The 20,325-nt window shown below is 50.1% G+C and carries 15 protein-coding genes; 4 read left to right on the top strand and 11 right to left on the bottom strand.

What is annotated here, in order from left to right; genetic code table 11:
- Positions 1–48 precede the first annotated feature (48 nt).
- From arcC to ssnA, 8 genes are all read right to left on the bottom strand, one after another.
- Complete coding sequence (gene arcC, locus ACMP1L_RS06350) at positions 49–990, bottom strand: carbamate kinase (RefSeq protein WP_118732098.1); 942 nt, start codon at positions 988–990, stop codon at positions 49–51.
- Positions 991–1,193: 203 nt separating this feature from the next.
- Entirely contained in the window at positions 1,194–2,390 is a 1,197-nt protein-coding gene (ygeW, locus tag ACMP1L_RS06345; RefSeq protein WP_177304407.1) for a knotted carbamoyltransferase YgeW, read from the bottom strand.
- 95 nt (positions 2,391–2,485) lie between these two features.
- On the bottom strand, positions 2,486–3,862 hold the full coding sequence (locus tag ACMP1L_RS06340) for a YgeY family selenium metabolism-linked hydrolase (RefSeq protein WP_118732096.1): 1,377 nt from the start codon (positions 3,860–3,862) through the stop codon (positions 2,486–2,488).
- 64 nt (positions 3,863–3,926) lie between these two features.
- Positions 3,927–5,138: a diaminopropionate ammonia-lyase gene (gene dpaL, locus ACMP1L_RS06335; RefSeq protein WP_373243807.1), complete on the bottom strand. Its 1,212-nt coding sequence runs from the start codon at positions 5,136–5,138 to the stop codon at positions 3,927–3,929.
- 184 nt (positions 5,139–5,322) lie between these two features.
- On the bottom strand, positions 5,323–7,908 hold the full coding sequence (gene xdh, locus ACMP1L_RS06330; RefSeq protein WP_418452393.1) for a selenium-dependent xanthine dehydrogenase: 2,586 nt from the start codon (positions 7,906–7,908) through the stop codon (positions 5,323–5,325).
- Positions 7,909–8,041: 133 nt separating this feature from the next.
- Positions 8,042–8,581, bottom strand: a complete 540-nt coding sequence (locus ACMP1L_RS06325; RefSeq protein ID WP_177304405.1) for a 4Fe-4S binding protein — start codon at positions 8,579–8,581, stop codon at positions 8,042–8,044.
- A 73-nt stretch (positions 8,582–8,654) separates the two neighbouring features.
- Entirely contained in the window at positions 8,655–11,648 is a 2,994-nt protein-coding gene (ygfK, locus tag ACMP1L_RS06320) for a putative selenate reductase subunit YgfK (RefSeq protein ID WP_418452392.1), read from the bottom strand.
- 71 nt (positions 11,649–11,719) lie between these two features.
- Positions 11,720–13,060, bottom strand: a complete 1,341-nt coding sequence (ssnA, locus tag ACMP1L_RS06315; RefSeq protein WP_118732091.1) for a putative aminohydrolase SsnA — start codon at positions 13,058–13,060, stop codon at positions 11,720–11,722.
- 129 nt (positions 13,061–13,189) lie between these two features.
- Between ssnA and ACMP1L_RS06310 the strand changes: the two genes are divergently transcribed.
- Entirely contained in the window at positions 13,190–13,864 is a 675-nt protein-coding gene (locus tag ACMP1L_RS06310) for a helix-turn-helix transcriptional regulator (protein WP_118732090.1), read from the top strand.
- 42 nt (positions 13,865–13,906) lie between these two features.
- Here the strand turns inward: ACMP1L_RS06310 and ACMP1L_RS06305 are convergent, their stop codons facing one another.
- The gene (locus tag ACMP1L_RS06305; protein ID WP_118732170.1) at positions 13,907–15,238 is read right to left on the bottom strand and encodes a uracil-xanthine permease family protein; all 1,332 of its coding nucleotides are present in this window, start codon (positions 15,236–15,238) and stop codon (positions 13,907–13,909) included.
- A 714-nt stretch (positions 15,239–15,952) separates the two neighbouring features.
- Positions 15,953–16,798 (bottom strand): DegV family protein, encoded by an 846-nt coding sequence (locus ACMP1L_RS06300; RefSeq protein ID WP_418452391.1) that lies wholly within the window; start codon positions 16,796–16,798, stop codon positions 15,953–15,955.
- A 295-nt stretch (positions 16,799–17,093) separates the two neighbouring features.
- Between ACMP1L_RS06300 and ACMP1L_RS06295 the strand changes: the two genes are divergently transcribed.
- The 3 genes from ACMP1L_RS06295 to pcp all read left to right on the top strand — a co-directional run bounded on the left by ACMP1L_RS06295 (position 17,094) and on the right by pcp (position 19,423).
- A complete protein-coding gene (locus ACMP1L_RS06295) occupies positions 17,094–17,786 on the top strand; it encodes a DUF969 domain-containing protein (RefSeq protein ID WP_118530402.1) in 693 nt (230 codons plus the stop codon).
- Position 17,787: 1 nt separating this feature from the next.
- Positions 17,788–18,717 (top strand): DUF979 domain-containing protein, encoded by a 930-nt coding sequence (locus tag ACMP1L_RS06290; RefSeq protein ID WP_177304401.1) that lies wholly within the window; start codon positions 17,788–17,790, stop codon positions 18,715–18,717.
- Between the two features lie 61 nt (positions 18,718–18,778).
- Positions 18,779–19,423: a pyroglutamyl-peptidase I gene (gene pcp, locus ACMP1L_RS06285; RefSeq protein ID WP_177304400.1), complete on the top strand. Its 645-nt coding sequence runs from the start codon at positions 18,779–18,781 to the stop codon at positions 19,421–19,423.
- 125 nt (positions 19,424–19,548) lie between these two features.
- Here the strand turns inward: pcp and ACMP1L_RS06280 are convergent, their stop codons facing one another.
- Positions 19,549–20,187 (bottom strand): YczE/YyaS/YitT family protein, encoded by a 639-nt coding sequence (locus ACMP1L_RS06280; RefSeq protein WP_118732086.1) that lies wholly within the window; start codon positions 20,185–20,187, stop codon positions 19,549–19,551.
- Positions 20,188–20,325 lie beyond the last annotated feature (138 nt).

The following is a 20,325-nucleotide window of genomic DNA, read 5'->3' as shown; positions in this document are numbered from 1 at the left end:
AAAACAGCCAAGCCGTTTTCCTGCGCTTATCTTATTTTCAATATTCGCTTACTGATGAATTCTAGTACCTGTCAGACCATTGATACCATCTTTTGCTTTCTCAAGCAGAGTGATCAGAGACTCTCGTCCCGGCGCAGACTCTGCGAAAGCAACCGCTGCCTGTACCTTCGGAAGCATGGATCCAGGTGCGAACTCGCCAGCCTCGATGTACTTCTGTGCCGTTTCCGGGGTAAGCTCAGACAGCCACTCCTGATCCGGTTTTCCGAAGTGAACTGCAACCTTCTCGACTGCGGTTAAAATGATCAGGCAGTCTGCGTTTAACTGTTCTGCCAGCTTCTCTGCTGCGAAATCTTTATCGATTACTGCTGCAGCACCCTTTAAGTGATGGCCTCCGCTTACGAATACCGGGATACCGCCGCCGCCACATGCAACAACGACATAATCATTCTCGACCAGGCTGCGGATGGTGTCGATCTCGATGATGGACTTCGGCTTCGGAGAAGCAACAACACGGCGGTAACCACGTCCTGCGTCCTCAACAACCTTATATCCTTTCTCTTTGACCAGCTTGTCTGCCTCTTCCTTTGTCATAAATGCGCCGATCGGCTTTGTCGGATTTTCGAAAGCAGGATCATTCGCATCTACCTCTACCTGTGTCAGAATGGTGGTGCATCCGGTATTAATACCGCGATCCAGCATTTCCTCACGCAGCGCATTCTGCAGATCGTATCCGATGTAGCCCTGACTCATAGCCACGCATACAGACAGCGGACACGGAATGTATTTTTCCGGATTGGAACGGGTCAGCTCAGACATTGCGTTCTGGATCATGCCTACCTGCGGTCCATTTCCGTGTGCGATTACAACTTCGTTGCCTGCCTCGATCAGATCTACGATTGCGGAAGCAGTTTTCTTCACCGCGATCATCTGCTCCGGCAGATTATTTCCCAATGCATTACCGCCAAGGGCGATTACAATTCTTTTTCCCATAACAATATCTCCTATGTCCGCCTTTCGCTGCTGCTCGCACCTTGTGCAAACCGGATCTGCGATTTTCCCCCGCGGACTATTTTCATTTTTCTTTTTGAAGCAGTGATGGCAGTCCGTTTAAGGACTGCCACCGCTTTTGTTGAGCAGGTTGTTGTATAAAAAGGGATTTCCCAATTTACCAGATTATTCTGACAACAGGCAAATTATGCCATATGTCTCTCGGTTGCTTTCTCAGCCAGCTTAGCCAGAGTCTCCTGCGGGCACTGCTGTTTTGCAAGCAGGATCATAGCTGCGATGATGTACGGCTTGTAGCTAGCCTCTTTGTACAGAGGAGTACGATAACGGTCGAATACGGAAGCCTCAACCTCGCCGTCCTTGCAGGATACATCGTTGATATCAGCCGGTAAGCAGTGCAGGTACAGAGCCTTGCCATCCTTGGTGGTGGACATTAACTCTTCGGTGCAGCACCAGTCTTTGTGCTCTGCGTTCTGAGCAAGCAGCTCTTTCTCCAGAGCCTTGATACCGTCGGTATCGCCCTCAGCGTACAGGTTGGTTCTCTTCTCCATAGCTGCGAACGGAGCCCAGCTCTTCGGATATACGATATCAGCATCCTTGAATGCCTCTGCCATGGAATGGGTCTTGGTGAAGCTGCCGCCGGTCTTCTCTGCGTTCTTACGTGCAACTTCCTCAACCTCCGGCATTACCTCATATCCTTCCGGATGAGCCAGAACAACGTCCATACCGAATCTGGTCATCAGGCCGATAACACCCTGCGGTACGGAAAGCGGTTTGCCGTAGCTCGGGGAGTAAGCCCAGGTCATAGCTACTTTCTTACCCTTTAAGTTCTCAACGCCGCCGAAGGTGTTGATGATGTGAAGCATATCAGCCATACACTGGGTCGGATGGTCGATATCACACTGTAAGTTAACCAGAGTAGGTTTCTGCTCCAGAACGCCGTCCTTGTGTCCCTCGGTTACAGCGTCTACTACGTCGTGCATGTACTTGTTACCTTTGCCAATGTACATATCATCACGGATACCGATAACGTCAGCCATGAAAGAGATCATGTTAGCGGTCTCACGAACGGTCTCACCATGAGCGATCTGGCTCTTGCCCTCGTCAAGATCCTGAACCTCAAGACCAAGCAAGTTACAAGCAGATGCGAAAGAGAAACGGGTACGGGTAGAGTTATCACGGAACAGGGAGATGCCCAGGCCGGACTCAAATACCTTGGTGGAGATGTTATGCTCTCTCATGTAACGCAGAGCGTCAGCTACGGTGAAAACAGCCTCGATCTCATCATCGGTCTTCTCCCAGGTCAGGAAGAAATCGCCCTCGTACATATCTTTGAAGTTCAGTTTGTTCAGTTTGTCAATGTAACCCTGTAATACTTTATCCATGTTGATCTCCTTCTTTCATTTAAGAAATTATTATTTTTGATGCAGACCAGCGCTCACCGCACTGATCTGCCGGCTACTGAAATATTGTCTGATGATTATTTAATATCGTTGTTGGTCTTGCCTGCACGGAACTGGGAAATATCATCGGTCTTCTTGGAACCGTCGTACAGGTTTGCTGCTGCTACATACATAGCTGCGCATCTTACAAGGTCATCTTTGTAGGTGATCTCGTTCGGAGCGTGAGCCTGGCTCTCAGCACCCGGGCCAAAGCCTACGCACGGAATACCGTAACGGCCCTGGATAGCAACACCGTTGGTGGAGAAGGTCCACTTATCGATCAGCGGACGGTTACGAAGCTCTTTGGTGGAGTCCGGTCCCATACGATGATCGCCGAACAGAGCTACGTGTGCATCGTACAGAGCCTGTACATGAGCTGCATTCTCTTTGTTGATCCAGGTCGGGAAGTAGCACTCGGTCTCGTATACTTCGCCGGTCCATGACGGACGGTCGTACATATACATGGAAACCTTAACGTCATCGCCATACTTCTGAACGCTCGGCAGCTGACGGATCTCGTCCAGACAGGAATCCCAGGTCTCACCTGCGGTCATACGACGGTCAATGGAGATTGCACAGCTGTCTGCTACTGCACAACGGCTCGGAGAGGTGTAGAAAATCTGGGAAACGGTGCAGGTACCTCTTCCAAGGAACTGAGCATCCTCGTAGTGCTCCGGATTGTATTTCGGGCTCAGCATCTTAACAAGGCCCTTGATATCGGTATCTTCGTCACAGCCGTTGTTGTTCAGGGAACGAACATCAGCAATGATATCTGCCATCTTGTAGATTGCGTTAGAACCACGCTCCGGTGCGGAACCATGGCAGGAAACGCCCTTCACGTCTACACGGATCTCCATACGTCCGCGATGTCCGCGGTAGATACCGCCATCGGTCGGCTCGGTAGAGATTACGAACTCCGGAACGATTTTATCTTTATTGTAGATGTACTGCCAGCACATACCATCGCAGTCCTCTTCCTGTACAGAACCAACGATCATGATCTTGTAGCCCTCCGGAATGAGGTTTAAATCCTTCATGATCTTTGCGCCGTAAACAGCACTTGCCATACCGCCTTCCTGGTCGGAACCGCCGCGGCCGTAGATGATCTCGTCGGTCTCATAGCCTTCGTACGGATCAGCTTCCCAGTTGTTGATGTTACCGATACCAACAGTATCGATGTGAGAGTCGATTGCGATGATCTTGTCGCCTTCGCCCATCCAGCCGATCACGTTGCCAAGACCGTCCACCTCTACTTTATCGAAGTTTAACTTCTCCATCTCAGCTTTGATGCATGCTACTACCTCTTTCTCCTCGCAGCTCTCGCTCGGATGAGAGATCATTGCTCTTAAGAACGCAGTCATATCTGCGCGATAACCCTCTGCTGCCTGTTTGATCTTTTCAAAATCAAGTCCCATTGTTTTACCCTCCTGGATTATATATGTTCTTGTTTGTAGTTCGTAATGAAGTGATTTCTTTGGATTATACGGTCGGATATTCGCCGCCCCAGACGATCTTTTTGTACTTGTCCGGATCGGTATCACCCTCGGTGGAGAACATCAGAACCTTACTGTCGCGGTTCAGCTCTAAAGCGTCACGCAGCTCTTTGTATTCATCATCCTCCATGATGGTGGAGATCACACCCATACCAACTGCTCCGGACTCACCGGAAATTACCTTCGGATCACCCTTAACCGGAGCTGCCAGCATTCTCATACCCTTTGCTGCTACCCAGTCCGGGCAGGAAACGAATGCGGATACATGGTTTCTTAAGATATCCCAGCCAATGATGTTCGGCTCGCCGCATGCAAGTCCGGCCATGATAGTCTGAAGATCACCACCGACGATACGCGGATCACCGTCTCCCGCAACAGCGCCCTTATACAGGCAGGCCGCAGCGCCAGCTTCCATAACAACGAATTTCGGCGGATTCTCCGGGTACAGGTTGGTGAAATAACCAACTACTGCGCCTGCAAGGCTTCCCACACCAGCCTGAACGAATACGTGGGTCGGGCGGTTCACAGAAACCTCGCGCAGCTGCTCAGCAGCCTCACCAGCCATACTTCCGTAGCCCTGCATGATCCATGCCGGAATTTCCTCGTAACCTTCCCATGCAGTATCCTGAACAACAACACCATGCGGGGTTGCCTCAGCCTCAGCTGCTGCCATACGTACGCAGTCGTCGTAGTTTACTTCCTCGATGGTAACCTTTGCGCCCTCTTTTGCGATGTTGTCAAAACGGGTCTTGGTACTGCCCTTCGGCATATGTACAACAGCCTTCTGGCCCAGCTTGTTTGCTGCCCATGCAACACCTCTGCCGTGGTTGCCGTCAGTAGCAGTGAAGAAGGTTGCCTGACCGAACTCCTCACGGAATTTCTCGCTGGTCAGATAATCATATGTCATCTCGGACACATCGCGTCCCATCTCACTTGCGATGTAGCGTGCCATTGCGAAAGAACCGCCAAGCACCTTAAATGCATTAAGACCAAAACGATAGCTCTCGTCTTTTACAAACAGACCGCCAAGGCCAAGTCCCTCTGCCATACCGTCCAGCTTCGCAAGCGGGGTGATGGTATACTGCGGGAAACTCTTGTGGAACTCACGTGCCTGTTTGATGTTTTCAAGGCTCATAACCGGCAGGCACTTGTCATCGCTTTTTGGCATCTTGTTTAATGCCCAAAGAATTTTCTCCATTCTCTCTTCTCCTAACAAACTTTTTGTATTTCTCCAAACTTTTTGTTTGCTTCTATAGATATCATAACACATTCTGCCATTATGTCAAGTATGTACAAAACTTTTTTTAATTTTTTTCTCATTTTGTTTATCTGTCACGAAACCAGAATGTGTAAAAATCTGTTTTTTCCTATTATTAAGTTGCTTAGCCCTTCTTCTTTCTGTAGAACGTATCTTCCAGTGGAAGGGAAGTACGGAACTTTCTGTCCATTGCATAGTAAGCACCCTGGATAGCCGGTGCAGTCGGGATGGTCGCGATCTCGCCGATTCCCTTCGCGCCGTATGCCACACCAAGAAGTTCATCCTTCTCAACATAGATGGCATGGATGTCCGGAATCTGTGTAGAACGCAAAAGCCCCAGGGTTCCGTATTTTGCCTGCGGAACGCAGTCTTTCAACGGCCAGTCCTCAGTCAGCGCATAGCCCATACCCATGAGCACACCGCCCTCGATCTGTCCCTGAATGGAGATCGGATTCACAACCTTGCCGGAATCATGTGCTGCGTAAACCTCTTTGACTTTGCCATCGTTATCCAGAATAACAACATGGGTTGCATAACCGTAGGCGATATGGCTCTTCGGGAACGGTACATCTGCACCAAGCTTATCGGTCGGCTCAAAGTACTCGTAGAAGAAGTCGCGGCCTTCCAGCTTGCTTAAGTCTCCGCCAACCTCATCCATGGCCTCTTTCAACAGTGTGGAAGCACCACGGATCGCCTCGCCGGAAAGCAGGGTCTGACGGGAACCGGATGTCGTACCGGAGTCCGGTGCATTCTCGGTATTTGCCACTGCGTTGCGGATTTTGGAGAGCGGCAGCCCGGTAGTCTCAGATACAACCTGGCAGAATACCGTCAGACAGCCCTGTCCGATATCGGATGCCGCGCAGTAGATCACGCAGCAACCATCTTCAATGACAAGTTTCGCGCGTCCCTTGTCCGGAAGACCTACACCGACTCCGGCATTCTTCATGGCACAGGCAATTCCGGCATGATCCATATTCTGCTCATAAACTTCTTTGACTGCTTCCAGAGTTTCCTTGAGTGCCGTAGAGCAGTCTGCGATCTGGCCGTTCGGAAGCACCTTGCCCGGCTCAATGGCGTTGCGGTAACGGATTTCCCACGGAGTGATACCAACCTTCTCAGCCAGAACATTGATCAGAGATTCCAGTGCGAACTCACTCTGACATACACCAAAGCCGCGGAACGCACCGGCCGGCGGATTATTGGTATAGTAGCCATAGCCACGGATGTCGGTATTCTGGTAGCAGTATGGTCCTACAGAATGGGTACATGCACGCTCCAGAACCGGTCCGCAGAGGGATGCGTATGCACCGGTATCAAAGTTGATCTCACAATCCAGACCGGTAAAGATACCATTCTCATCACAGCCCAGTGTAAAGGTTCCTTCCATTGCATGGCGTTTCGGATGGAAATATAAGGATTCCTGACGGCTGAATTTTGCCTTGACCGGAACCTGATACTTCCAGGCTGCCAATGCTGCGATATGCTGTACGGAAACATCCTCTTTTCCGCCAAAGCCACCGCCGATGAGCTGGTTTTCCACCACAACGCGCTCCGGATCCCAGCCAAACATGATCGCTGTCTCTTTTCTGGTATCATAAGCACCCTGGTCCGTACTTAAGATCTTAACGCCATCCTTGTACGGGAATGCTACCGCACATTCCGGTTCCAGGAACGCATGCTCCGTAAACGGAGTACGGAAAGAATTTGTAACAGTGTATTTGGACTCAGCCAGTGCCTTTGCCGCATCGCCTCGCACCACATGTCGGGTCTGGCAAAGATTTCCTTTGGAATGAACCTTCGGAGCATCTTCTCTCTTTGCCTCCGCAATGCCTCTTACCGGCTCCAGCTCCTCATAATCAATTTTGACCAGTTTCTTTGCTTTATTTAAAATATCCTCGGTCTCGGCAACAACCAGACAGATAGCATCACCGACACAACGGGTGATATCGCCCTCGGCGATCATCACATCCCAGTCCTGCTGAATGTGTCCGACTTTGTTGTTCGGTACATCTGCTGCAGTCAGAACACCCAAAACTCCAGGCAGAGCCTCGGCCTTGGACGCATCAATCTTCAGGACACGGGCTCTCGGATATTTGCTGCGCACTGCGGAAACGTAAGCCATACCATCCAGCTCGATATCATCCGGGTATTTGCCAAAGCCTAATACCTTCTTGCGGACATCCACACGGAATGCTTTCTGGCCAACCCCGTACAGATCTCCCTTCTCCAGATCCTCATCGACGGAAGCCTCGCCGCGCAGGATCTTCGCTGTCAGCAGGATTCCTTCAATAATTTTCTTGTATCCGGTACAACGGCAGATATTTCCGCGCAGCGCGTATTTCACATCTTCTTCCGTCGGATTTAAATTGTTCTGCAATAATGCCGTTCCGGCCATCACCATGCCCGGAATACAGAAACCACACTGAACGGCTCCGACTGCTCCGAATGCATACACAAACGCATCCTTCCACTCATCACTTAAACCCTCCACTGTCAGAATGTTTCTTCCAACAGCTCTTTTTGTGGTCAGCACACAGGACTTGATCGCCTTGCCATCTACCACGATCGTACAGGTACCACAGGCACCCTCGCTGCAGCCATCTTTTACGGAATACAGCTTCAGATCATCACGCAGATAACGGAGCAGCGGCTTGTCCTCTTCGGTGCGCTGCACCTGGCCGTTTACTGTAAACTCAAAAACTTCTCCCATTATCCTTCTCCTTCTCCTTTGCTGTCTGCATCATTTTCCCAAAGCCACTGCTCTGTGCAGGCTGTCACAGACAACAATTCTTTCTGAATCCGCCGCAAGCCGCGAACTTGCACGTCCGCGGCGGATTAATGTTTTAGAAACCGGTTGTATAAATTCCGTCCGCATCACGGATGACACCACGCGGACATTTAGTTGCGCACATACCGCACGCCACACATTTTTCCCGGTCGATGACTGCATGAAAATCAATCACATGGATGGCATCGGACGGACAATATTTTTCACAGATCTTACAGCCGATACAGCTGGATGTGCAGGCCTTTCCTGCATCTGCGGCCTTCTGCTCATTGGAACATTTTGGCTGAATAGTTCCCTCCGGTGCTTCCAGACTGATCAGATGCTTCGGACATGCTTTTACACAGAGTCCGCATCCGACACATTGATCCCTGTCAACCTCAGCGACCCCCTTCTCGTTGATGGTGAGAGCGTGCAGCTTGCAGGCAGCCACGCAGCTTCCGCCGCCCAGACAGCCGTAGCTGCAGCTGTGGATCCCGTCCGGATACTGTTCCAGGATCTGGTTACAGTCCTTCGGTAATGCGGCAAAATCGATCCCCTCGTTTTGTTTTGCCCCACCGGAGCAATGAACGACCGCAATGTTTTTCTTTCTTTTCATGTGAAATCCCTAACTCCTTTTATGACCACGCGGCTGCTGCCATGCTGCACAGACAGCCGCGGGATGTTAACCCTTAATGGATCAGATATGCGTAATCCTTTAATACGGTGCGGATCACTGCAACGGCATCAGCAGACAGATCAGTCTCACCGGCAACGTCAACAGTCTCAACCTTGCCGTCCAGACGAACCTTGACCTGGGTGCCTTCTAACGGCAGGAAGCCCTCATTGGTGCTGTCAAGGAAATCTTCCTCAGTCCAGTATAAAGTAAATTTATCTTTGTAAGGTCTTCCTCCCTTATACGGACAGAACACTTCACAGTTGCCGCACTCGTTACACATGCCGTCTACATGGATGATCTGTGCTTTGCACTTGCCCGGTACGTGGATTGCCACATTTGCGCGGTTCGGGCAGACATCGGTACATACCTCACATACAGTCGGACAGCCTAAGCAGCGGTCATCCGGAGTCTTGGAGGTGTCTCTGCTCTGAACACCCTTCTTGACAGTGTAGAGCTTCTCGTCTGCTGCAACGTTCTCTTCTGCGTACTTGTCGTAGCTGATGCCTGCGATTGCTGCTGCAGCCTTCGCAGAATCTGCGATTGCCTCAACGACGGTAGCCGGTCCTCTTCTGGAATCGCCCACTGCGTAAACACCGGCCTCGGTGGTCATCATGTTTGCGTCTACAACCGGACGGCCCTTTGCATCCATCTCAACGCCAAGCTCTGCGTACAGAGTGGTATCGATGGTCTCACCGATTGCTGCGATGATGGTGTCTGCCGGATATTCCTCGGTTCTGCCGGTGTCTACCGGAGATCTTCTGCCAGAAGCATCCGGAGCGCCAAGCTCCATAACAGAACATTTCAGTGTTCCGTTCTCTGCGCCAACCGGAGCCAGAAGCTCTAAGAATTCTACGCCATCCTCAATTGCCAGCTGTAACTCTTCCTCATCTGCCGGCATGTAGCGTTTGGTTCTGCGGTAGATCAGGCGTACATGCTCAACACCCGGGATACGTTTTGCTGCTCTTGCAACGTCCATGGCGGTGTTACCGCCGCCCAGAACTACAACATCCTTGCCGATGTTCATGGAAGCGCCGTTCTTCTTAGCCTCCATTAAGAACTCCAGAGCATCAGTTACTTCGCCGTATGCTAACGGGGATCTGCCCGGCTTCCATGCGCCGATGGAAACGATGACATCGGTGTAGCCTTCTGCCTTTAATGCTTTCACAGAGGTAACCTCTGTGCCAAGTCTGAATTCTGCGCCGTAAGCCTTGCACAGCTCTACATCCTTGTCGATGGAATCTGCGGAAATACGGAACTCCGGAATCACGTTGCGCACTACGCCGCCCAGCTGTTCCTTACGCTCAAATACGGTTACTGCTACGCCCGCGCGGGACAGGAAGGTAGCTGCTGCCAGACCTGCAGGACCGCCGCCGATAATAGCAACCTTCTTGCCAGCTACGCTGCCATCAGCCTTCAGAGCCGGAAGGATCTCGTTGTAAGCCTGGCTTGCTGCTGCCAGCTTGGTCTCACGGATGTGCAGAGTATCCTCATAGTAGTTTCTCATACACTTATCGCCACAGTGATGCGGGCAGATGGTACCGGTGATGAACGGAAGCGGGTTGCGCTCTAAGATGATCTCGAGTGCTTTCTTTGCATCGCCGTCTACCATAGCCTGTAAGTAAGCCGGGATATCCTGCTCGATCGGGCAGCCGCTTCGGCAAGGTGCGTTGAAGCAGTCGAACAGCGGAAGCTTCTTATCTACATGGCGCTCCGGAAGCGGTTTTACAGGCTTTCTGTACATAGCCTTTGCCTCTACGCCGTCATCGATGGCTGCCAGTGCTGCTACGTTTACGCCGGAGAAGCGCTCGCTGCCGCACTCCATGAGTTCGTCTGCGATCTGGCTCATTCTCTGATAGCCGCCCGGCTTTAAGATGTTGGTAGCCATGGTGATCGGCCAGATGCCTGCGTCGAACAGCTCTTTGATATTCTCGATGGTTGCGCCGCCAGAGTAGGAGATACGCAGCTTGCCCTGGAACTCATCGGTCAGAAGGCGTGCTACATGGATACTTAATGGGAACAGCGCGCGTCCTGCCATGTACATCTCGTTGCTCGGAAGCTCGTTTCTGGTTACGTCTACCGGGAAGGTGTTGGTGATCTTAACGCCGAACTCCAGACCCTTCTCCTGGCAGAGGTCATACAGTCTGTGCAGCATCGGAACTGCGTCAGGCCACTGAAGATCCTCTACAAAGTGATGATCATCGAATGCGATGTAATCGAATCCAAGGCCATCCAGACGTTTTCTTGCGTACTCATAACCAAGCAGAGTCGGGTTGCACTTGATGAAGGTGTTTAAGTGCTTCTCGGTGATCAGGTAGGTTGCGATACGCTCGATCTCTGCAGGCGGGCAGCCGTGCAGGGTGGACTCGGTGATGGAGTTGGAAACGTTGGAGCTGATGCTGCGGATATACTCCTCATCTACGTTCTTGAACTCGTTCACATGCTCTAATGCCCAGTTGATGCACTCTTTGAAGACTTCGGTATCTTTTGCCTCGATCATGTCGTTGATGTACTTGTCAACCTTCGGGGACTTAATGCCTTCCAGATCATAACCAACGGACATGTTGAATACGAATGCGTCCGGATCGCCGAGGTTGTACTCTTTCGCGATCAGCTTACATGCCACCCATGCTTTCACGTACTCAGCAAATGCCTGCGGAACGTACAGCTCGGTAGACCACTCACAGTTGTAGCACTCATCGCCTGCAATGATACACGGACGGCTGATGCATGCCGCAAGGTCAGCGCCATCCATCACCTGAACGGTCTTTAACTCGAAGAAACGGGAGCCAGCCACATAGGCTGCTACGATATTCTGTGCCAGCTGGCTGTTCGGGCCTGCTGCCGGACCAAACGGAGACTCGATCTTCTCTTCGTAGATCGGAAGTGCCTGTCCATTTTCATGCTTTACAATCTTCTCAATACCAAAGATGCTCTTTTTCTGCTCGTATTCGGACATGATCCAGTGCATCAGATGGCCGATTGACATTGGTCTCATAATTTCGCTCATGTTATCCTCCTGTCGGAAGCCATTTGTTTAACCCTTGCTTCCCATTTTATATAGTTTTTATATGGTTTTTATTAGTATACTCTGTGATTTAACTTACCCCAGAGCTTCTTACTCTGCTCCATGGTCCATGCGTTGATCTTCTCCTCATCAAGGCCAACAAACTCTCTGTCTTTGTAAAGTACCTTACCGTTAATGATGGTGGTACGGCAATTCTTGCCTTCCATACCGAAGATCATATGACCGTCAATATTCTCGTCAGAGAACGGAGTGAATGGTTTGTAATCCATGATGATGATGTCGGCTGCGGCTCCCTCTTTTAAGATACCAAGAGTTCTGCCGAAATATTTCTCTGCAATGATACGGTTGTTTTCAAACTGCATCTTCACATCCTCGCACCAGCCTACATTCGGCAGCATTGCGTTGTGACGCTGGATAGTTAAGAATGCCTTCATGCTCTCTAACATATCGTGGGTATAAGCATCGGTACCCATACCAACGGTGATACCCTTTGCCATCATCTGCAGCACCGGGGAGCATCCGACTGCATTGCCCTGGTTGGACTGCGGGTTGTTGACCACCATGGTGCCGGTCTCTTTGATGATGTCCATCTCAGCCGGGCTGATATGAATGCAATGGCCAAGCAGGGTCTTCTCTCCCAAAATGCCGTTGTACAGCAGACGGTTTACCGGACGGCAGCCGTAGTTTCTCAGACTGTCGTAGACATCATTCATACCCTCAGCTACATGGATATGGAAACCGGTCATGCCATTGTTTGCCTCTACCATCTTCTCGAAGGTCTTGTCTGAGATCGTAAAGAGCGCGTGTCCGCCAAACATAGCCTTGATCATGCTGTCATCTGCATCTTTGGCCCACTTTGCGAAGTCTGCGTTCTCCTTGATGCTCTGTGCGGTCTTCTCTTCGCCGTCACGCTCGGAAACCTCGTAGCAGAGACAGGAACGGATTCCTGCTTCTTTCACGACATCGCGGATCGCAAACAGGGATCCCGGGATCTCACAGAAGCTTGCATGGTGATCGAAGATGGTGGTAACACCGTCACGGATGCAGTCTAAAACGGTAGCCCATGCGCAGGCTCTGGTTCCGTCCAGATCAAGCTGACGGTCAATTGCCCACCAGGTTCCTTCCAGAACTTCCAGGAAATTTGTCGGATTGTTTCCCACGATGGAAAGACCTCTTGCCAGTCCGGAATAGATATGGGTATGCGCGTTGATAAGACCCGGCATGATGACACCGCCGTGTGCGTCTACAAACTCAGCCTCCGGATATTTCTGCTTCATGGCATCCAGGGTTCCAACCTCTTTGATATTCTCACCATCGGTTACAACTGCGCCGTTCTCCAGGTATGGATTTGCGCTGTCTCTTGTGATTACTTTACCGTTTCCTATAAGCAGCATTAATATACCTCCTTGTATAAATTAGTTTTTTTAATTTTTTCTTGCATTCTGTATCTGTAGTTGTTATGATAAATACAGCATCAAACAAATTGTATGATGAACTGATTTGCTTTTTGAAAGGAGAAAACCATGGACAAAACAGCAATTGATTTTTATACACGCCTTGCCCGCGGTCTTGCAGCCCAGTTTGGCTCCAACTGCGAGATCGTCATTCACGATCTGGAGAGCAACGATGTAGAGCACTCCATTGTAGCCATTGAAAATGGCTACATCACCGGAAGAAAGCTCGGTGACGGACCATCCCATATTGTTCTGGAATCCCTGCAGAACGGTGCGAAGCACACGCATGACAAGCTTGCCTATTTAACAAAAACAAAGGACGGAAAGATTCTGAAGTCCAGTACCATCTACATCCGCAACAGTCAGGGTAAGATCATAGGAATTTTAAGCATCAACTATGACATCACGATTCTGCTGGCTGCGCAAAACCACATTCAGAGCTTCACTGCCACTGCAGCGGATGACACGGAAGCCTCCGGTCCTGAGACCGTATCCATGAATGTCAGCGACCTTCTGGATGAGCTGATTGAGCAGGCCTTCCAGCGTATCGGAAAACCGGCCGCCGTCATGACAAAGGATGACAAGATTGACTTCATACGGCTGCTAAATGACGCAGGCGCATTTCTCATTACCAAGTCCGGACAGCGTGTCTGTCAGGTCCTCTGCATTTCAAAATTTACGCTTTACAGTTACTTAAACGAGATCAAAGCCGAAGACGAGGAAACAAAAGCCGAACAGGATTAAAACTGTTCGGCTTTCTTTTTGCATTAAATCATCCGGCTGTCCTTACTCTTCCGGCGGAAGGGTGAGGTTCAGGATGATCGCCATGATCGTTGCCACTACCACGGACGAACTTCCAAATACGGTATTGATCCACGCCGGGATTCCAGGTCCCTGTAAGCATCCGGATACCTGGGTGATACCAACACCAAGTGCTACAGACATACCAACTACGGTTGTCTTTCTTGCTGTCATGCCATCCTTTGTGAACAGGCGTACACCGGTCATTGCGATCTGCGCGAATACGGAAAGAGTTGCGCCGCCGATGACACACTGAGGGATGGTTGTAAGTGCTGCGGACAGACCAGGAATCAGGCCTGCGATCAGAAGCACTGCTGCGGATACCGCGAAAATCACGCGGTTTACTACTTTGTTCATGGTTACGATACCTACGTTCTGGCTGTAGGAAGCCGTCGGAAGTGCTCCAAAGAACGCACCCACGATACTTGCAACACCCTGAACCAGGATACCGCCCTGAAGCTCATTGTCCGTCGGCACACGGTCCATGCCGCCGACAGTAGTAGATGTTAAGTCACCGATGGTCTGTACTGCGTTAACCGCATATACGATAGCCAGTGATGCGCATGCAGCCGGAGCAAATTCAATCTTGAAATGCATAAGCTGAGGGAACGCAATAATGGAAGTCGTGTTCATAACATTGGTGAAATCTACCATTCCCATGAAAAGGGATACTACATAACCAACGATAATACCGAAAAACAGAGAACCCAGTTTTAACACACCTTTAGTAAAGTTGTTCAGGAACAGTACCACTGCAAAAGTCAGCAGAGCAATGAACCAGTTCTTTAAGCCACCGAATTCCGGATGTCCGGAACCACCTGCCATATAACGGATCGCGGTCGGATACAGGGAAAGACCGATGGTAAAGATAACGGTACCGGTTACGATATCCGGGAACAGCTTACGAATCTGCTTTACGAAAATCGCAAATACGATAGCTACGATACCGCCGATGATCTGTGCGCCCATGATGGCACCGATACCGAATTCACCGCCGATCGCAGTCAGGGTCGGTACATATGCGAAGCTGGTACCCATGATAACCGGGAGTGCTGCGCCAATCTTGTGGAACAGCGGAAACAGCTGTAAAAACGTAGCCAGCGCAGTGAAGATCAGTGCCGCCTGGATCATCATGGTCTTTTCTGCGTCCGTCAGTCCGCAGACACCCGCAATGATCATGGATGGTGTAATGACACCGACGATAGCTGCCAGTACATGCTGCAGACTCAGCGGAACAAGCTGGGACATTTCCGGTCTCTTCCCGTAGAAGTCAAACAACACATTGCTGTTTCCTAATTCTTTTGTTTTCTCCTTCATGCTTTTTTGAGGTCCAGACAGCATTTCTTGCTGTTTTGTTCCAAAGCACAGAAAAACGCAACTGTTAATTTTTTCACAGTCACAAGCAAAATCTGCAAAATCTATTTCATTTGCCTGCGGCAATGGGATTCTTGCCTTACAGTTTATGTTTTTTACGGTCAGCGGCCATCCCGCGGACCCACCGTGCAGGAACGAATAAACAAGTATTTAGCATCTAGAAAGACTCCCGGCCCCCACCAGAAATCTGTTTGTCTGGCCTCCCCTCCTTACTATTTTTTATTTTTGCTAAATATAATTTTGCTAACTCAATCATAACATATTATCAGGGAAATGCAAGTGTTTTGGATATTTTTTTCTCATTTTCCTTACCTTTTTTGTGCTCATTGTATACCATATTTCAAAAACCTGTATTTTTATCAATACACGTCTAACTATTTGTTTGTTTTTTGCATCATTACATTCCGCATTTTTTCCGGGGGCCTCCCTGAACGGACAGGGTTTAGGGAAAGCCGCAGATCTGCACTTTCCTCACACTGTAGAAATGTAACTGCAGCCATACGGAACAGTTACAGAAAAAAACAGGGTGAAGAGATTCGGATGCGTCCACGACCTCTTCGCCCTGTTTTCTTTTCGTTATCTATTATACACGAAATTTTTTAAATTGTGTGATATTTTTAACTTTTTTTAATTTTATACACAGTAATGAATTCTTTTTTAACCGACCGCCAGGACAATACCGCCGTCTCCCGCATACACCGTGGCAACACCGGCTGCGCCGCTGATCACGATCTCGCGGTAATTCCCGCGCTTTTCCAGTTCTGCCTTCACCTGGAGTGCACGCTCCGGACAATTCACATGCGCGATGACCGCGCGCTTTTCCTCCGGCTTACCCGCACGCCTGGTGGCAAGCTCGCACATACGGGCCAGTCCCTTGGTGATGCCTCTTGCCTGATCCAGCTTGATGATGACACCATGATCCGCTCCCATAACCGGCTTAATATTCAATGCCGTGGCAAAAAAGGCCTGCAGACCGGTGAGACGGCCATTCTTTCTGAGAGGTTCCAGGGTATCGATCACAAAATAGGTCTGCTGCTCATCTCTCATTTTCAGGATGCGCTCAGAAATCTCGCTGAAAACAAGTCCCTCCTCGTACATATCACGAATGGCCAGAGCCTCGTTTAATTCTCCGGCTGAAGCAGACTCGGAATCAATCACCAGAATGTTCTTTTTTCCCTTGCCATGTTCTTCCTCATACAGTTCTTTTCCAAGCACCGCGCTGTTATAGGTACCGCTCAGATGGCTGGACAAGGTAATAATATAGATATCGTCCGCATCACACTCACAGGCCTTCTTAAATGCCTCCGGGGAAGGACAGGCGGTTTTCGGACAGTTCAGGCTCGCCTTCACCATGGCCAGAAATGCCTTCTGGTCAAATGTTTCATCATCCATTATCATATGATCATCCACCTGAAGGGTAAGGGGGATCATCTCAAACCTCGGATCCTTCTTCAATTCCTCTGTTAAGTCCAGGCAGCTGTCACCAAAAATCTTATAGCTCATAATCTTCCTCCGACCCCGTGCTGTTTTCTGTATTCTCCGTTACCGCGCCCGTATGGTGAGCCTGCATCCGTGTTTCGCATCTGCAGCACGTTCTCTATCTGACATAGTTTTTATTACCACTTATTATAGCATAGTTTACCGATATTGCAAGCAATGGTTCCGGCACAGCGGGACGGATTTTGTTTCTGGAAAATAATATCATTGTTAATTTTTCATCAGTATGTTAAGATTTCATTAAGACCGCAACTGTATCCAGCTTCCACACAGTTGCAAACATCACATAAGGAGGTTTTTTATGGAAGTTATCAAACTGATCGGTGTCCTGATCGTCATCGTCGGCTTTATTTTAAAGCTCGACACGCTCGCCGTTGTTGTTGTGGCCGGTCTGGCAACCGGACTTGTAGCCGGCATGAGCCCTATGAAGATTCTTGAAACCCTCGGCACCGCATTTATCACAAACCGTACCGCCACTCTTTTCATTCTCACATTGCCGGTCATCGGAATCTGTGAACGGAACGGTCTGAAGGATAAGGCCGTAGACTTTATCACGTCCTTAAAGAATGCGACCACCGGCCGCCTGATCGCCATCTGGCAGATCATCCGTACCCTTGCATCCGCCTTCTCCCTGCGTATCGGAGGACATCCGCAGTTCATCCGCCCGCTGATCAATCCGATGGCCCAGGCTGCTGCCGTAGTTCAGTATGGCAAGCTGGATGAAAAGACGGAGGATGATATCAAGGGCATGTGTGCCGGAAGTGAAAACTACGGAAACTTCTTTGCACAGAACTGCTTCATGGGTTCCTCCGGCACTTTGCTGATCGTCTCCACCCTGACTGAGCAGGGATATCCGGTAGATGCCCTGCAGATTGCCGGACAGTCCGTACCGATTGCCGTGTTCGCTGTTATTGTCGGCGTGATCTATGCCCTGATCTTTGACCAGATTTTAAAACGCCGGTTCTCAGACCGGAAGAAACAGGAGGAAATGTAATATGACCTGGACCGTAAGCACCATCGTCTCGGAGATTTTCTACTGCATCATCGGCCTTTTCTTTATTTCCAACGGCGTGAAGGCGTTAAAAGATCCGGACTGCACAAAAAAACATACTACCGCGCTGTTCTGGTTTATCCTGGCATTCACCTTCATTGCCGGAGCCCATCTTCCGCGCTGGATCACCGGCGCCTGTGTGGTCCTGATGGCAGCGCTCACCGCGCTGCGTCTTGTCGCTCCGTCAAAAAGTGATGTACCGCAAGCCGCAGAAACCCGGAAAGCAGCAGACAAGACCGGCTACGCCGTATTCATTCCGCCGCTTACCCTGGCAGTCACCGCGGTGCTGGTTGCAACCTTCTTAAAGGTACTCGGCGCCAATAATGCCATCGGTATTTCCGGAACCATTGCCCTCCTTGTGGCACTGCTTCTGTTTAAGACCAAACCATCCTACGCGGTTACAGACGGAACCCGCCTCGTAGACAATGTCGGCGTGACCGGCATCCTGCCGCAGGTTTTAGCCGCTCTCGGTTCCCTCTTTACAGCTGCCGGTGTCGGTGATGTCATTGCCCACGGCGTCAGCGCCGTAATCCCGACCGGTAACCTGTTTGCGGCTACCGCCGTATACTGCGTTTCCATGGCACTGTTCACCATGATCATGGGCAACGGCTTTGCGGCGTTCTCTGTTATCACAGTCGGAATCGGCATTCCGTTTTTGATCGCGCAGGGCGCAAACCCGGTTGTTATCGGCGCGCTTGGTCTGACCGCAGGCTACTGCGGTACCCTGATGACCCCGATGGCCGCAAACTTCAATATCGTGCCGGTGGCACTGCTCGAGACAAAGAGCAAGTATGCAGTCATCAGGTCCCAGATCCCGGTGGCCCTCACCATGCTGGTCATTCATATTTTACTCATGTATTTCCTGGCATTCTAAATCAGGTACTCTGAAGCTTACTGCAACTGTCCACATTTTTACATGAAAGCGAGGTTTTTCCATGAAACTTCTTTTAACCGCATTTGATCCCTTTGGCGGAGACAAAGTCAATCCGGCTCTGGAAGCCGTAAAGCTGGTCTCTGAAAAAGTCGGAAACGTAGAGGTGGTAAAGCTTGAGGTTCCGACCGTCTTCCGCAAATCCATCGCTACCGTAGCTGCTGCCATTGCAAAAGAGAAACCAGACGCAGTGCTCTGCATCGGCCAGGCCGGCGGACGCTACGACATCACCCCGGAACGCGTAGCCATCAATCTCGACGATGCCCGTATCAAAGACAACGAAGGCAACCAGCCGATCGATCTGCCGATCTATGAGGACGGTGCTCCGGCCTATTTTTCCGATCTTCCGATCAAAGCTATGGTGCAGCACATCCGTGAGGCAGGCCTTCCCGCCAGCGTCTCCAACACAGCCGGAACCTTCGTCTGCAATCACTTAATGTACGGCGTACTCTACACCCTGGCCAAAGAATATCCGGGCGTACGCGGCGGCTTTATGCACGTTCCGTTCATTCCAGAGCAGGTAGTTGGAAGACCGGCACCGGCACCGTCTATGAACCTAAAGGACATCGCCCACGGCATTGAGGCAGCCATTGCAGCCATTGGAGAATATGAGGAAGATATCCGTACCGCAGAAGGACAGACCCACTGAAAAAAATGTGCATTGGCACATTCTCGCGCTGAGGCGCGGCTGCACACCAGCAAACACCAAAACCCGGGAGCCGTACCATACGGCACTCCCGGGTTTTTCATTTTTACATTTGCAGTTTTTTCGATTTAAAAACAAAGCTTCTGTATAACCGGACTTATCTTTTTCTTTACCACCGGAAGAAGTTTTCCAACCAGAAGCGCGCTTAAAATGGTGCCCTCGCGGATACCGAACAGACCGTGCATAAACAGAAAGGATAACACCACACCGACTGCCACAGATGAACAGTCTACAATGATCTTGATCTTGTGAAACTCGATATTCGGGAAGCAGTCGCTGATTGCAAGCGTCATGCCCTCCATCGGCATATTGACCAGCTTCACATCCATGTAGATTGCCACACCAATGGCTACCAGCACAATACTGATCGCCATCATAAGAAGCTGTCCAAAATAAGTCGGGATCACAAATCCATGCATGACACCTTTTGCGAAATCTGCAAAATAGCCAAAGATCGTGGAAAAGATCAGCTGGGTTAAGTTGATCCACTTATACTCCTTCCGCTTGATGATGACCTGCACAATCATGTAGGTTACAAACACACCAACGATGCAACGGCCAAGATCCACCTTCAGGATCAGCGAAATCACATACGGAAGCGAATTGACCGGGGATACGCCCAGGTTGGAATTCACGGAAAAAGCTACGCCGAACGCCAGAAACATAAGTCCGACACAGTACAACAGTATTCTCATTAACATCTTCATATTTTATATCTTCCCCTTTTTTGTAGTTGATAATATTATAACGTACCCTAAAAATTATGTAAATATAGATATGTCAAAACTGATATAGGGGATTTTAACAAAATTTAAACAGAGAATTTTTGCACTTTTCTTTTCCCG

It is taken from the genome of Ventrimonas sp. (assembly GCF_048380235.1).
GTDB lineage: Bacteria > Bacillota > Clostridia > Lachnospirales > Lachnospiraceae > Brotaphodocola.
This window is presented reverse-complemented; position numbering and strand designations above follow the sequence as displayed.